Below are 13118 nucleotides of genomic sequence, written 5' to 3' on the forward strand. Positions count from 1 at the left end.
AAGTAATGACCATGAGGGTCAAGACAAATTTTTGGACGCTTATTGTAAGCGTCCTTTTTTTATTATTAGCAAGTGCTATTGGAGATTTTATAAAATCAACAACGATAGCAAAGGTAGCTAAAATTTATGGAGAAGATGCAAGAAGAAGGGCCTCTGCTCTAAATTCTTTAATGACTTCATTGCAAGATGCAACTGAACAAGAGAAATTAATAAAAGTAAATGACTTTTTTAACTCTTTTAGATGGGTTGATGATATGCAGCTTTGGCATAAAAAGGATTATTGGGCTACTAGAATGGAATTTATAGGAAAAGGTGCTGGTGACTGCGAAGACTACGTTATCGCAAAATATTTTACACTAAAGCAGCTAGGAATTCCAACTCAAAAATTATACTTCACATATGTTAAAGCCTTAAGATACAATCAAGCTCATATGGTTTTAGCATACTACGATACACCAAAATCTATTCCATTAATTTTAGATAACATAAATGGTAAAATAAAAATCGCAACTCAAAGAACAGACCTTGTTCCAGTTTATAGCTTTAATGGTGATTCGCTATACTTGGCAAAACAAGAAGGTCTTGGTCAAGCAATACCAGGTGGAAATAAAAAACAAAATCCTAAGTGGATGGAACTAATAGATAGGATAGGAAAAGAGGATTTATGACGCTATTTAAACAAATTATGATCGCCGTGATAACTTTTGGTATCATGATTTTTATGGCTGTTGGCTACTTAAATTTTAAGAGCCTAAATGGATATATTAATGACCAGCTTGGTGAAAACGCAAGGCATACAGCAAATTCGCTTGGACTTGCTTTAAAGCCTATTATCGATCCAGATGACATGTCCTTGGCTCAAACAATGATAAATTCTATGTTTGACAGCGGTAGATACAAGCTTATCAAGCTTGAAGATGTTGATGGCAAGGTTCTTATTGAAAATTCTCAACAAACTGTTGTTAAAGATATTCCTGAGTGGTTTTACAAAATAGCCAAGTTTGAAGCGCCAATAGCAGATAGCGAGATTATGACTGGCTGGGCAAAATTTGGCACGCTTTATGTTCAAGGCAGCACAGCACTAGCCTACAATGAGCTTTATACTAACTCAAAAAATATTTTTAATTTTCTTCTTCTAATGATAATTGTCACTCTCGTGGTGGCATATTTCGCTCTAAAAGCTATTTTTAGACCACTTATGAAGGTTCAAGATCAGGCTGAGGCCATACTTGATAATAAATTTATTATTCAGAAAAGAATTCCATTTACAGCTGATCTTAAAAAAATGGTTCTAGCTATGAACTCTATGGTTAGCAAGGTAAAAGACATTTTTGAGAGAGAGGCAGCCACACTTAGTAAGTATCAAGAACTTTTATATAAAGATACAATGAGTGGTGCTAATAACAGAAGATTTTTTCAAACTAAATTTAGTGAGTATCTAGCAAGTGAAGAATATTCAAGTGGTGTTGCTTTACTTGTTAGTTTTAAAGATCTAATAAATTTAAAAAGTACGCTTGGCTTTGAAAAATGGCAAAGCGTTGTAATGAAAATAGCTCAAATTTTACAAGAAAAATCAATTCATAATGATAAAAATACAATTGTTGCAAGGCTTAACGATAATGATTTCATCGTACTTTCGTATGGTAGAAATTCGTCAAATTTCTTGGCTCTATGTGATGAAATTATGAACGAGTTTAAAAAGCTTTATGCAAATTTTGCACTAAATGATAGCGAGTATCCAGTAAATGCTGCGATAGTAGAGTATTCACCAAATACTGATATCAAGACACTTCTTACTTCAGCTGACGTTACATTGGCTAGCTCAAGACTTGCTGGAAGCTTTACATATAAGGTATTTAATGAAAATCAAAATACTTTAGTGATTGGTAAAGAGAAGTATAAAGAGCTTATTTTTGACTCAATAAAAGAGGATGAATTTAAATTCGCAGCTCAAAAAGTGATTGATCTTAATTCAAATTTTGAGCAGTATGAGCTTTATTTGAGGCTTGTTGATAAAGATGGTGTATGGCGTATGGCCTCATATTTTATGCCGATGGTAAATGAGCTAAATCTAGGCGCGATGCTTGATCTTCACATCTTAAATAGGGTAGCTAGAATTTTACCGGAGAATATCTTACCAAGTGGCAACTTGGCCATAAATTTGGGAAAAGAGATATTAAACTCAGATGAAAATTTTTCAAAACTTGAAGCTACACTTAAAAGGATAAGTCAAATTTCAAAATATAAAAACTATATAGAAATTCCAAATAAAGACGATATTAGCATAGAAAGTATAGTTAAGCTTACTAAAAAATTAAAAGAACTTGGCTTTGGATTTGGTTTTGACCACTTCGAGCTTAACGCAAAAGGTATCGAGAAACTAAAAGAATTTAACCCTGATTATGTAAAAATTCAGTCAAATGTCTTGATTGACTTCTTAAGTGATAAGTCAGGAGTAAACACAAAACAATCACTTGATGTTGTTTTAAGCTCAAAAGACATTATTTTGATAGCAATCGGCGTTGAAGGCGAAGAGCAGAAGAAAAAGCTAATCGATCTTGGCATTAAAAATATGCAAGGAATTTATATAGATGAAATTAAGAACATTGGATGATAGATGCATAGTGATAAGATAAAAGATGAGCTGCTTCAATGTTTGGTTATTTTTACCAAGCTTCATAATAATCCATACAGTGCCGATGCTTTAACTATTGGCTTGCCAGTAAAAGATGGCGATGAGATTGAGCTTTTTTCACTTAAAAGCTCAAGGTCTTTATTTTCTCGTGCTGCTTCTCGTGCTGGTTTTGCTTCTACCCTTGTAAGAAAAGATCTTGAACAAATCTCTCCTTTAGTTTTACCTTGCATTTTAATGCTTAGAGGCAAAAAAGCTTGCATCTTGCAATCTTTTAGTAAAGATAAAAAGACAGCAAATATCATAACACCAGAACTTTCAACTGGTACTAGCACAATAGAAATAAGTAAATTAAAAGAAGAATATTTAGGCTATGCATACTATCTAAAGCGCGAGTTTGTTCCAGAGGATACTAGCTCAACAAAGCTAATTGATGCGGGCAATGACCACTGGTTTTGGGGAACTCTAAAACGTTCAAAAAAGATTTATTTTGATGTTGTTCTTGCAAGTTTTATTATAAATTTATTTGTTCTTGCTAGTCCGCTTTTTACGATGAATGTATATGACCGTGTCGTGCCAAATAATGCGGTTGAAACACTTTGGGTCTTAGCGCTTGGCGTAAGTGTAGTTTATGGCATAGATCTTTTTTTAAAATTTGTAAGATCATATTTTCTTGAGATTGCTGGCAAAAAGAGTGACATCATAATGAGCTCTATTTTATTTGAGCGTGTTATGGATATGAAATTTAGCAATAAACCAAAATCTGTTGGCTCATTCGCTAGTAATCTAAAAGAGTTTGATACGGTTAGAAATTTCTTCTCATCAGCCTCATTGGCAGCCATTGTCGATCTTCCATTTGCAATCATTTTCTTGATAGTTACTTATTTTATAGGAAGCTATATCGTACTCGTGCCAATTGTTATCATGATAGCTATTTTATGCTATACATTTTTTATAAAAGATCCACTTCAAAATGCTATTAAAAGTACATTTGAGGCTTCGGCTATAAAAAATGGAATTTTAATAGAGAGCCTTAGTAGTCTTGAGACCATCAAAACTCTTGGTGCTAGCGGACATATACAGTGGAACTGGGAAGAGGCAACCGGTGAAATAGCAAATAGAAGCATTAAATCAAAAATTATCACAACTTCGATAACCACTGTTACATCTTTTTTAGTGCAATTAAATACTATTGCCATCATCGTTCTTGGTGTCTATATGATACAAGATACACACCTTACAATGGGTGGTCTTATCGCTGCGGTTATGCTTAGCTCTCGCGCTATCGCTCCTATGGGACAGGTGGCTTCACTAGCTGCAAATTTTGAGCAGACAAAAACAGCCTATCAAAGTCTTAGTAAGATTATGCAAATGCCTGTTGAAAGGCCAGAAGGTAAAAAATTTGTTAGAAGAAATTCTTTTGATGGAAAGATCGAGTTTAAGAATGTAAGCTTTACATATCCAGATACCACAAAAGGTTCGCTTGATAGGATAAATTTTGTTATTCAGCCAGGTGAAAAAGTTGGCATTATAGGCAAAAATGGCTCTGGAAAAACTACTTTACAAAAGCTTATTTTGGGACTTTACTCACCAACTGAAGGCTCAGTTTTGATTGATGGAATAGATATTAATCAAATCGATCCAGCCGATCTTAGGCGAAACATCGGCTACGTTCCACAAGATGTTGTGCTTTTTAAAGGAACGGTTAGAGAAAATATTGTTCAAAAAGCACCATATGTTGATGATATCCAGATTATAAAAGCAGCTAAGGTAAGCGGAGTTGATGAATATGTAAATGCTCATCCACTTGGATTTGATATGCCAGTCTTTGAAAGAGGCGATGGCATAAGTGGTGGACAGCGTCAAAGCATAGCTGTGGCTAGGGCATTTTTGCTAGATAGTCCTATTATTTTGCTTGATGAGCCAACAAATTCTCTTGATAATACGGTTGAAAATAAGTTAAAAATAAATTTAAAGACAAATACAGCAAATAAAACGATGCTGCTTGTCACACATAGGACGTCGATGCTAGATCTTGTTGATAGACTTATAGTTATGGACAATGGCAAAATTTTATTGGACGGACCAAGAGATGAAGTTTTAGCAAGACTTAGTGGGAAGTGATCATGCAAGAAGATATCAAGAATAAACAAAATGAAAATCCAAAAACTGAAAAAAGATTAATTTCAGAAAATAGCATAAAAGAACAAGAGGAAGCTAGTAATAAAATTTTAAATAGCGTAGATGATATAAAGTCTAATCTTCAAACAAAAAATTATGATGCTTATGATTTGAAATTTATGTCAAGTCTTTCTGAGGCTGTTTTGGCTAAAGCCCCATCAACATCTAAAAAGATACTCTATACAGTTGCTATAACTATGTTTTGGCTTCTTATTTGGGCTTCCTGGGCACAAATAGATGAGATCACAAGAGGTAGTGGTAAGATCATCCCGTCTGGAAAAAACCAAGCGATACAAAATCTTGAAGGCGGTATAGTCGATCAAATTTTTGTAAAAGAGGGCGATGAAGTCAAGAAAGATCAAATTCTAATAAGGCTAGATAATAAAAATTTTACGAGTAGTTATGGTGAGTCAAAACTAAGACTTGACGAACTTCAAGCAAAATTTATGAGACTTGATGCTGAGGCGAATGATAAGGAATTTGACTATGACGAAGCTAGAGATGCAAACAATAGCAAGGCCATAAGATATGAGCTAAGTTTACATAATTCAAATATTGATCACCTAAATGAACAGATAGGAATTTTAACAGAGCAAATTCATCAACGCCAGAGTGAATTGGTCGAACTAAAAAATAAAATTTCTCAAACTCAGAATAGCTATAACCTTGTTCTAAAAGAAAAGGCCATTATGGAGCCAATCTTTAAAAAAGGTCTTGTTAGTGAGGTCGAATACATTCAGCTTCAAAGGCGCGTAAATGATCTAAGAGGTGAGCTTGATGCAGCCGTTCTTGCCGTACCAAGAGTTGAATCAACTATAAAAGAAGCGAAAAATAAGATCGAAGAAGCAAAACTTGCTTTTAAAAATAATGCAAAAAAAGAGCTAAATGAAGTTTCAGCAGAGATCGCAAGGATAAATGAATCACAAATCAGTCTAAGCGATAGAGTAGAAAGAACATATGTAAGATCTCCAGTAAATGGTATTGTCAGCAAAATGATGGTTCATACCGTATCAGGAGTTATCAAGCCTGGCGAAAATATTGCCGAGATCGTTCCTATTGAGGATAAATTGGTTGCTGAAGTAAAAGTAAAACCAGCTGATGTTGCATTTTTGAGGCCTGGGCTTGATACGATGGTTAAATTTACGGCCTACGATTTTAGTATTTACGGTGGTTTAAAAGGCAAAGTAACGCAGATTAGTGCCGATACGGAGACTAATGAAAAAACGGGCGAGAGCTATTATTTGGTCAGGATAGAAACTGAGAAAAATTATCTTGGTAGCGAAGAAAAGCCACTTAGGATAAAAGTTGGTATGATAGTTTCAGCTGATATCATTACCGGTAAAAAGACAATACTTGATTATTTATTAAAGCCTATTTTAAAGGCAAAACAAAATGCCTTAACGGAGAGGTAATGGGTAAGATCGCTTTTTATGATAAGAAATTTAGTGAATATGAGATTGAAAAATTTCAAAATTTACAAAATTTCTACCTCATAAAAGATGATCATTCCTGCGATATAGTTAATGATGAAATTGAACGATTTAAATTTAGTGATTGTGAAATGGAATTTTTACAATTAGTAGATGTTGCTAGTAGACATAAAAAAACTATTTGAAAAATATAAAAATTCAAGATGATATAGTAAGAAATATTAAAAATTTTTAATAAAAGGCTATGACCAGAGTTTGGATAAATTTGACTTTGATCCCGAATTTTTAAATTTAAATATCCCTTATAAATATGCTATATCACAAGATTTTTTTGAAATGACTATTTTTTTAGAAGAAAAAAATCCTCAGTGGTTACTAAATTTTTTTCTCATCAATAGATTACAAGATACACAAAAAAATGGCGAAAGTCGTCATATAGAATTTTTTTATAAATAATAAAAAATTTATGAAAGAATCATATAAATAATCCAAGGAAAGGTAATGCAAGTTATTTTATTTACACAAAATAGTGCATTAAACAATATTTGGAGAAGCTATTTTACTGGCAATAGCGATGTGAAATTTATACATAATAGAAAAGAGTTTTTTTCTCATATAAATGATGATGTTGATATTATAGGTATTGATATTGATGTTTTTAAAGATAATATTGATGATGTTATAAAAAATATAATTGAAAATTCCCCAAATATAAAAATACTCATACTCTCAAATAGGCCAACGATAAACGAAGGCAAGCACCTGCTTACGCTTGGAATCAAGGGCTATGCAAATTCTCATATGAGGAAGACTCACTTTGAAGATGCTTTTGAAACTATTTTTAATGGAAATATATGGCTTTACCAAGAATTTGTTCAGGCAATGATTAGTGAGCTAACTGGCTCATATATTAATAGTGAAAGTGAAAAGGTAGACAAAAAGACCGATCTCTCTGAGCTTAGTTCAAGGGAGAGAGAAATTGCAGATTTAATCTATCAGGGTCTAACAAATAATGAAATTTCAGAAAAAACAGGTATTACACTAAGGACGGTCAAAGCACATACAAGCTCGATTTATAGTAAGCTAAATGTAAAGGATAGAATAGGGCTTGTGCTTTTAATGAAGCAGCTTGACGCATAAAGTCTTGATTTATTTTTGTGATAAATTTAAGGCCCTTCTTCAAAAACTATAAATTTTTATACATGCGCCCATAAGAAATACATACATAACTTTTACTAGCTGAAGAATACAATAAATATAAAATTTTCAAATAAAAAATGATTTGCTAAAATCTTAAATAAAAAATTCTAGCAAATTTATTAATAGCCGAGATAAGAAACCAGAAGCTTTAGTCTTCCAAATCGATATCTACTTTTTCAACATTTGTTATGATGTCTTTTGTATTTTTTTCGATATCGTGTTTATTTTTTTCAATAAGCGATCTATTTTGTCCAATCAAATCCCTATTTTCTTTAATGCCATCACTATTTTGTTCAATTAATTTGCTAAGAGTTGATATTCTTTTCTCATAACGTATCATTAGAAAATAAATTACATAAATTAGTAATAAAATTATCGCCCAAGGTAAAAATTGCATATTAAGTCCTTATATATTTTTTGTAATTATAGAAATTTTAGCTTTTAAAAAAAATAAAACTATAAAAATTATACATATTTTATAAATACTTAATGATGCGTTACGGATTTAAATGTAATAAAAATTTGTATTCTTAAACGGTTATATTTTATGATTTTAATTTTTATGAAAATTTTTTAAATTTCCCTTGACTTTTACCTTGTTTTGATATATAATTGCCACTTCACAAAACAGGTGCTGGTGTAGCTCAGTTGGTAGAGCTACTGCCTTGTAAGCAGTGGGTCGGCGGTTCAAGTCCGTTCACCAGCTCCATTTTTGTAACAGTGTTTGACCAGAAAATACCAAAATAGTTTATTAATGTTTAAGGTGAGATACTCAAGCGGCCAACGAGGGCAGACTGTAAATCTGCTGACTATGTCTTCCGTGGTTCGAATCCACGTCTCACCACCATTGTTATGCGGGAGTAGCTCAGTTGGCTAGAGCATCAGCCTTCCAAGCTGAGGGTCGCGGGTTCGAGCCCCGTTTCCCGCTCCAAAATTTGGGAAAATAAACTGGGAGCTGTATCTAGATTTTACTAAACACAGTTATTCCTTACTTTATTTTCAAAATTTTTAGTTGTTTGTATTATTTAATTGGAATCATCTCTGCCAAGCGTTTTTCGCTCATATGGCTCAGAGGTAGAGCACTTCCTTGGTAAGGAAGAGGTCGCGGGTTCAAGTCCCGCTATGAGCTCCACTGGTTAAATATGATTTTATTATGATTATACAAATTTGGTAAGAAAAAAGACATATATCACATACGGAGGAAAAGATGGCTAAAGAAAAATTTTCACGCAACAAGCCGCACGTAAACATAGGTACTATTGGTCACGTAGATCATGGTAAAACTACATTAACAGCTGCAATATCTGCAGTTCTTTCACGCAAGGGACTTGCTGAGCTAAAAGATTATGATAATATTGATAATGCTCCAGAAGAAAAAGAGCGTGGTATTACAATTGCTACTTCACATATTGAGTACGAGACAGAGAAACGCCACTATGCTCACGTTGACTGCCCTGGTCACGCCGACTATGTAAAAAATATGATTACAGGTGCTGCACAAATGGATGGAGCTATTCTGGTTGTTTCTGCGGCTGATGGTCCAATGCCACAAACTAGAGAGCACATTTTGCTATCACGCCAAGTTGGTGTTCCATACATTGTTGTTTTCATGAACAAGGCCGATATGGTTGATGATGCTGAGTTACTTGAATTGGTTGAAATGGAAATCCGCGAATTACTTAATGAGTATAATTTTCCAGGCGATGATACACCTATTGTTTCTGGTTCAGCGCTTAAAGCTCTTGAAGAGGCAAAAGCTGGTCAAGATGGTGAATGGTCGGCAAAAATTATGGAATTAATGGATGCAGTTGATAGCTATATTCCAACTCCAGTTCGTGCGACAGATAAAGACCTTCTTATGCCGATTGAAGATGTTTTTTCGATTTCAGGTCGTGGTACAGTTGTAACTGGTAGAATCGAAAAAGGTGTTATTAAGGTTGGTGATACAATTGAAATTGTTGGTATTAAGCCAACTCAAACAACAACAGTTACTGGTGTTGAAATGTTTAGAAAAGAGATGGATCAAGGCGAAGCTGGTGATAATGTTGGCGTTCTTCTCCGTGGTACTAAGAAAGAGGATGTTGAGCGTGGTATGGTTCTTTGCAAGCCTAAATCAATTACCCCTCATACAAAATTTGAAGGCGAAGTCTATATCTTGACAAAAGAAGAAGGTGGTCGTCATACTCCTTTCTTTAATAACTATAGACCACAATTCTATGTAAGAACAACTGATGTTACTGGTTCAATTACGCTTCCAGAAGGAACAGAGATGGTTATGCCAGGTGATAATGTAAGAATTTCAGTCGAGTTGATTGCTCCAGTAGCACTTGAGGAAGGTACTCGTTTTGCTATCCGTGAAGGTGGTAGAACTGTTGGTTCAGGTGTTGTTTCAAAAATACTTGGTTAATTTATAAAAATTTGTCAAAGGGAGAATATTCCCTTTGATATTTTGAAAAGGACTTATATGAGAATTAAAATTGGTTTAAAATGCTCTGAAAGTGGTGATATAAATTATACAACAACTAAAAATAGTAAAACTACTACAGATAAAGTTGAGCTTAAAAAGTATTGCCCAAGACTAAAAAAACATACTATACATAAAGAAGTTAAATTAAAAAGTTAATTAAGAAGCTATTAGGGCAATAGCTCCAACGGTAGAGCGCTGGATTCCAAATCCAATGGTTGGGGGTTCGAATCCCTCTTGCCCTGCCACGACTAAGGTTAAGATTATGGAGAAAATTATAAATTATATTAAGCTTTCTAAATTGGAAATAATGAAGGTTATCTATCCTACAAAAGAACAAATTAGAAATGCTTTTTTTGCAGTTTTTATCGTAGTTGCTGTTGTATCACTTTTTTTAGCTCTTGTCGATGTTATTATGTCCTTTGTTCTATCTAAAGTTATATGATATAAGGAAAAGTAATGTCACATAAATGGTATGCTATACAGACTTACGCTGGAAGCGAAATGGCAGTAAAAAGAGGAATTGAAAATTTAGTAAAAGATCATGGAATAGAAGATCAGCTAAAAGAAGTTATAGTTCCTACAGAAGACGTAATTGAAATAAAAAATGGCAAGCAAAAAATCAACGAAAGAACTCTTTATCCAGGTTATGCTTTTGCATGCTTAGACCTTGATACAGCTCTTTGGCACAGGATTCAATCTTTACCAAAAGTTGGACGTTTTATTGGTGAAGCTAAAAAACCTACACCATTATCTGAAAAAGATATTAATACTATTTTGGAAAAAGTTCAAAAAAGAGCTGCGCCAAAACCTAAGATATTCTTTGAGGATGGTGAGAGTGTTCGTATAACAGAAGGTCCTTTTGCTAACTTTACAGGTATTGTTGAAGAATATGACATGATACATGGAAAACTTAGGCTTAATGTTTCTATTTTTGGTAGAAGCACCCCTGTTGATATTTTGTATTCACAAGTTGAGAAGATAATTTAAGGAGCAAGAAATGGCTAAAAAAGTTATAGGTGAAATAAAATTACAAATTGCTGCAACAAAAGCAAACCCTAGTCCGCCGGTTGGTCCAGCTCTTGGACAAAAAGGTGTTAATATTATGGAATTTTGTAAAGCCTTTAATGAGAGAACAAAAGATATGGTTGGGTTTAATATTCCAGTTGTTATAACTGTTTATGCTGATAAAAGTTTTACATTTATCACAAAACAGCCTCCTGCTACAGATCTTATTAAAAAGGCTGCAGGTATAACAAAAGGAACTGATAATCCTTTAAAAAATAAAGTAGGCAAACTAACAAAAGCTCAAGTTTTAGAAATAGTTGAGAAAAAACTTGTTGATTTAAATACAAATGATAAAGAGCAAGCAGCTAAAATTATTGCTGGTTCAGCTCGATCAATGGGTGTCGAAGTAATAGACTAAAACCTTTACCGTCAGGTTGATTAGCAAAAGACGGAAGCAATATATATGCGGAGAAATTTATGGGAAAAACTAGTAAGAGATTTCAAGAATTGCTCAAAAAAGTAGAGCAAGATAAAATTTATAACCTTAGTGAGGCTATTGATACAGTTAAAACTCTAGCTTCTGCTAAATTTAATGAAACAGTTGAGATTGCATTAAAATTAAATGTTGATCCAAGACATGCTGATCAAATGGTTCGTGGTTCAGTAGTTTTACCAGCTGGTACAGGTAAAACCGTAAGAGTTGCAGTTATTGCAAAAGATACTAAAGCTGATGAGGCAAAAGCAGCTGGTGCTGATATTGTTGGTGCAGATGATTTGGTCGAAGATATTCAAAAAGGTATAATGAATTTTGATGTTCTTATAGCTACTCCAAATTTAATGGGTCTTGTAGGTAAGGTCGGTAGAATTTTAGGACCAAAAGGATTAATGCCAAACCCAAAAACTGGCACAGTTACAATGGATGTTGCACAAGCTGTTAACAATGCAAAAAGCGGCCAAGTAAATTTCCGTGTTGATAAGCAAGGAAATATACATGCAGGTCTTGGTAAAGTTAATTTTACTAAAGAACAATTAAATGAAAATATTTCAACATTTATTAAAGCGATCAATAAACATAAGCCTGCAACAGCAAAGGGCAGATATGTTAGAAATGCTTCGTTGTCTTTGACAATGAGCCCATCTATAGCTCTTGATACTCAAGAAGTTATGGACTTAAAATAAAACTAAAAATTAAAATTTATATCTTAGATTGGAGATAGCCGAGGCCATTGGGCTTAATTGATTCGACCCGCTCTGCTTGAAATCACCGGTCGGAAAGGAGAAAAAGTGACACGTAACGAAAAAACTGAAGTTGTTGCAAAATTAGAGAGTGAATTTAAAACTGCTGAAGCTATTATAGTTTGTGACTATCGTGGCCTTTCAGTAAAGAAACTTGAAGTTTTAAGAAATTCTGCTAAAGAACAAAATGTAAAAGTTCAGGTTATTAAAAATACTCTTGCAAATATTGCTCTTAAAAATTCTGATAAAGTCGGAATGGAACTCAAAGATACAAATATCTATCTTTGGAGTGAAGATCAATTAGCAGTAACTAAAGTAGCCGCAAAATTTGAAGAGTCTAATGCTGATCTTTTTAAAATAAAAACAGCTTATATTGATGGCGAAATTGCTAGCGTTGATAAAGTTAAAGCTCTATCTAAAATGCCTAGCCGTGATGAGCTTATTGCGATGCTTTTACAAGTTTGGAATGCGCCAATTCAAAATTTTACAATTGGTTTGAATGCACTTAAAGAGAAAAAAGAACAATCAGCTTAATTTAAATTAAAAAAATAATAAGGATTAAAAATGGCAATTACTAAAGAAGATGTATTAGAGTTTATATCTAATCTTTCTGTACTTGAACTTAGTGAACTTGTAAAAGAGTTCGAAGAGAAATTTGGTGTTAGCGCAGCTCCTGTAATGGTAGCTGGTGGTGCTGTTGCAGCAGGCGGTGCAGCAGCTGCAGCAGAGGAAAAAACAGAATTTAACATTGTCCTGGTTGATTCTGGTGATAAGAAAATCAACGTTATTAAAGTTGTTAGAGCGCTTACTGGTCTTGGTCTTAAAGAAGCCAAAGACGCAGTTGAGGGAACACCATCTGTTCTTAAAGAAGGCGTTAGCAAAGATGAGGCTGAGGCAGCTAAAAAAGAGCTTGAGGAAGCTGGTGCCAAGGTTGAACTTAAATAATTTTTTATTATTTGAGCTTAAT

The 13118-nt window shown here is 33.7% G+C and carries 16 protein-coding genes and 5 tRNA genes; 20 read left to right on the forward strand and 1 reads right to left on the reverse strand.

Going from position 1 to position 13118, the window contains the following annotated elements; genetic code table 11:
• Nucleotides 1–11: 11 nt before the first annotated feature.
• The 7 genes from CVT17_RS03385 to CVT17_RS03415 are packed head-to-tail and all read left to right on the forward strand — an operon-like array spanning nucleotide 12 to nucleotide 7383.
• The gene (locus CVT17_RS03385; RefSeq protein WP_054196396.1) at nucleotides 12–668 is read left to right on the forward strand and encodes a transglutaminase-like cysteine peptidase; all 657 of its coding nucleotides are present in this window, start codon (nucleotides 12–14) and stop codon (nucleotides 666–668) included.
• Entirely contained in the window at nucleotides 665–2614 is a 1950-nt protein-coding gene (locus CVT17_RS03390) for a bifunctional diguanylate cyclase/phosphodiesterase (protein ID WP_107859037.1), read from the forward strand. Before CVT17_RS03385 ends, CVT17_RS03390 begins: the two co-directional genes overlap by 4 nt.
• A gap of 3 nt (nucleotides 2615–2617) precedes the next feature.
• Nucleotides 2618–4756: a type I secretion system permease/ATPase gene (locus tag CVT17_RS03395; RefSeq protein ID WP_084040698.1), complete on the forward strand. Its 2139-nt coding sequence runs from the start codon at nucleotides 2618–2620 to the stop codon at nucleotides 4754–4756.
• A 2-nt stretch (nucleotides 4757–4758) separates the two neighbouring features.
• Nucleotides 4759–6225 carry an HlyD family type I secretion periplasmic adaptor subunit gene (locus tag CVT17_RS03400; RefSeq protein ID WP_107769580.1) on the forward strand — a complete coding sequence of 489 codons (1467 nt, stop codon included), beginning with the start codon at nucleotides 4759–4761 and terminating at the stop codon, nucleotides 6223–6225.
• Nucleotides 6225–6428: a hypothetical protein gene (locus CVT17_RS03405; protein ID WP_196373580.1), complete on the forward strand. Its 204-nt coding sequence runs from the start codon at nucleotides 6225–6227 to the stop codon at nucleotides 6426–6428. The genes CVT17_RS03400 and CVT17_RS03405 overlap by 1 nt, the downstream gene beginning before the upstream one ends.
• Before the next feature lie 49 nt (nucleotides 6429–6477).
• Entirely contained in the window at nucleotides 6478–6699 is a 222-nt protein-coding gene (locus tag CVT17_RS03410) for a DUF5416 family protein (protein ID WP_269059513.1), read from the forward strand.
• Nucleotides 6700–6744: 45 nt separating this feature from the next.
• Complete coding sequence (locus tag CVT17_RS03415; RefSeq protein WP_072594861.1) at nucleotides 6745–7383, forward strand: response regulator transcription factor; 639 nt, start codon at nucleotides 6745–6747, stop codon at nucleotides 7381–7383.
• A 208-nt stretch (nucleotides 7384–7591) separates the two neighbouring features.
• Here CVT17_RS03415 and CVT17_RS03420 read toward each other — a convergent pair whose 3' ends face one another.
• Nucleotides 7592–7840 carry a hypothetical protein gene (locus tag CVT17_RS03420; protein WP_021090800.1) on the reverse strand — a complete coding sequence of 83 codons (249 nt, stop codon included), beginning with the start codon at nucleotides 7838–7840 and terminating at the stop codon, nucleotides 7592–7594.
• Between the two features lie 236 nt (nucleotides 7841–8076).
• Here CVT17_RS03420 and CVT17_RS03425 point away from each other — a divergent pair.
• The 13 genes from CVT17_RS03425 (at nucleotide 8077) to rplL (ending at nucleotide 13096) form a co-directional block, all read left to right on the forward strand.
• Nucleotides 8077–8152: transfer RNA gene (locus CVT17_RS03425), tRNA-Thr, on the forward strand.
• Between the two features lie 53 nt (nucleotides 8153–8205).
• Nucleotides 8206–8290, forward strand: a tRNA-Tyr gene (locus CVT17_RS03430).
• Nucleotides 8291–8297: 7 nt separating this feature from the next.
• A tRNA-Gly gene (locus CVT17_RS03435) sits at nucleotides 8298–8374 on the forward strand.
• A 126-nt stretch (nucleotides 8375–8500) separates the two neighbouring features.
• Nucleotides 8501–8575 (forward strand) — tRNA-Thr (locus CVT17_RS03440).
• A 75-nt stretch (nucleotides 8576–8650) separates the two neighbouring features.
• A complete protein-coding gene (gene tuf, locus CVT17_RS03445; RefSeq protein ID WP_021090663.1) occupies nucleotides 8651–9850 on the forward strand; it encodes an elongation factor Tu in 1200 nt (399 codons plus the stop codon).
• A 57-nt stretch (nucleotides 9851–9907) separates the two neighbouring features.
• Nucleotides 9908–10066 carry a 50S ribosomal protein L33 gene (gene rpmG / locus CVT17_RS03450; protein ID WP_035167196.1) on the forward strand — a complete coding sequence of 53 codons (159 nt, stop codon included), beginning with the start codon at nucleotides 9908–9910 and terminating at the stop codon, nucleotides 10064–10066.
• Between the two features lie 13 nt (nucleotides 10067–10079).
• Nucleotides 10080–10155 (forward strand) — tRNA-Trp (locus CVT17_RS03455).
• 17 nt (nucleotides 10156–10172) lie between these two features.
• Complete coding sequence (gene secE, locus CVT17_RS03460) at nucleotides 10173–10352, forward strand: preprotein translocase subunit SecE (protein ID WP_072594862.1); 180 nt, start codon at nucleotides 10173–10175, stop codon at nucleotides 10350–10352.
• A gap of 14 nt (nucleotides 10353–10366) precedes the next feature.
• Nucleotides 10367–10897: a transcription termination/antitermination protein NusG gene (gene nusG / locus CVT17_RS03465; RefSeq protein ID WP_054196403.1), complete on the forward strand. Its 531-nt coding sequence runs from the start codon at nucleotides 10367–10369 to the stop codon at nucleotides 10895–10897.
• Nucleotides 10898–10907: 10 nt separating this feature from the next.
• Nucleotides 10908–11333, forward strand: coding sequence for a 50S ribosomal protein L11 (rplK, locus tag CVT17_RS03470; protein ID WP_084040690.1), 426 nt, complete (start codon nucleotides 10908–10910; stop codon nucleotides 11331–11333).
• Between the two features lie 59 nt (nucleotides 11334–11392).
• Nucleotides 11393–12094: a 50S ribosomal protein L1 gene (gene rplA / locus CVT17_RS03475; protein ID WP_084040688.1), complete on the forward strand. Its 702-nt coding sequence runs from the start codon at nucleotides 11393–11395 to the stop codon at nucleotides 12092–12094.
• A 105-nt stretch (nucleotides 12095–12199) separates the two neighbouring features.
• Nucleotides 12200–12685: a 50S ribosomal protein L10 gene (rplJ, locus tag CVT17_RS03480; protein WP_107770534.1), complete on the forward strand. Its 486-nt coding sequence runs from the start codon at nucleotides 12200–12202 to the stop codon at nucleotides 12683–12685.
• 30 nt (nucleotides 12686–12715) lie between these two features.
• Nucleotides 12716–13096, forward strand: a complete 381-nt coding sequence (rplL, locus tag CVT17_RS03485) for a 50S ribosomal protein L7/L12 (RefSeq protein ID WP_021090592.1) — start codon at nucleotides 12716–12718, stop codon at nucleotides 13094–13096.
• Nucleotides 13097–13118: the final 22 nt, after the last annotated feature.

Origin of the sequence: Campylobacter concisus (assembly GCF_003048775.2) — a bacterium.
GTDB lineage: Bacteria > Campylobacterota > Campylobacteria > Campylobacterales > Campylobacteraceae > Campylobacter_A > Campylobacter_A concisus_I.

Excerpts from the sequence above, each read along its gene's own strand:
- CVT17_RS03385 (WP_054196396.1), top strand. The coding sequence starts at position 12 with ATGAGGGTCAAGACAAATTTTTGGACGCTTATTGTAAGCGTCCTTTTT.
- CVT17_RS03390 (WP_107859037.1), top strand. The coding sequence starts at position 665 with ATGACGCTATTTAAACAAATTATGATCGCCGTGATAACTTTTGGTATC.
- CVT17_RS03395 (WP_084040698.1), top strand. The coding sequence starts at position 2,618 with ATGCATAGTGATAAGATAAAAGATGAGCTGCTTCAATGTTTGGTTATT.
- CVT17_RS03400 (WP_107769580.1), top strand. The coding sequence starts at position 4,759 with ATGCAAGAAGATATCAAGAATAAACAAAATGAAAATCCAAAAACTGAA.
- CVT17_RS03405 (WP_196373580.1), top strand. The coding sequence starts at position 6,225 with ATGGGTAAGATCGCTTTTTATGATAAGAAATTTAGTGAATATGAGATT.
- CVT17_RS03415 (WP_072594861.1), top strand. The coding sequence starts at position 6,745 with ATGCAAGTTATTTTATTTACACAAAATAGTGCATTAAACAATATTTGG.
- CVT17_RS03420 (WP_021090800.1), bottom strand. The coding sequence starts at position 7,840 with ATGCAATTTTTACCTTGGGCGATAATTTTATTACTAATTTATGTAATT.
- tuf (WP_021090663.1), top strand. The coding sequence starts at position 8,651 with ATGGCTAAAGAAAAATTTTCACGCAACAAGCCGCACGTAAACATAGGT.
- rpmG (WP_035167196.1), top strand. The coding sequence starts at position 9,908 with ATGAGAATTAAAATTGGTTTAAAATGCTCTGAAAGTGGTGATATAAAT.
- secE (WP_072594862.1), top strand. The coding sequence starts at position 10,173 with ATGGAGAAAATTATAAATTATATTAAGCTTTCTAAATTGGAAATAATG.
- nusG (WP_054196403.1), top strand. The coding sequence starts at position 10,367 with ATGTCACATAAATGGTATGCTATACAGACTTACGCTGGAAGCGAAATG.
- rplK (WP_084040690.1), top strand. The coding sequence starts at position 10,908 with ATGGCTAAAAAAGTTATAGGTGAAATAAAATTACAAATTGCTGCAACA.
- rplA (WP_084040688.1), top strand. The coding sequence starts at position 11,393 with ATGGGAAAAACTAGTAAGAGATTTCAAGAATTGCTCAAAAAAGTAGAG.
- rplL (WP_021090592.1), top strand. The coding sequence starts at position 12,716 with ATGGCAATTACTAAAGAAGATGTATTAGAGTTTATATCTAATCTTTCT.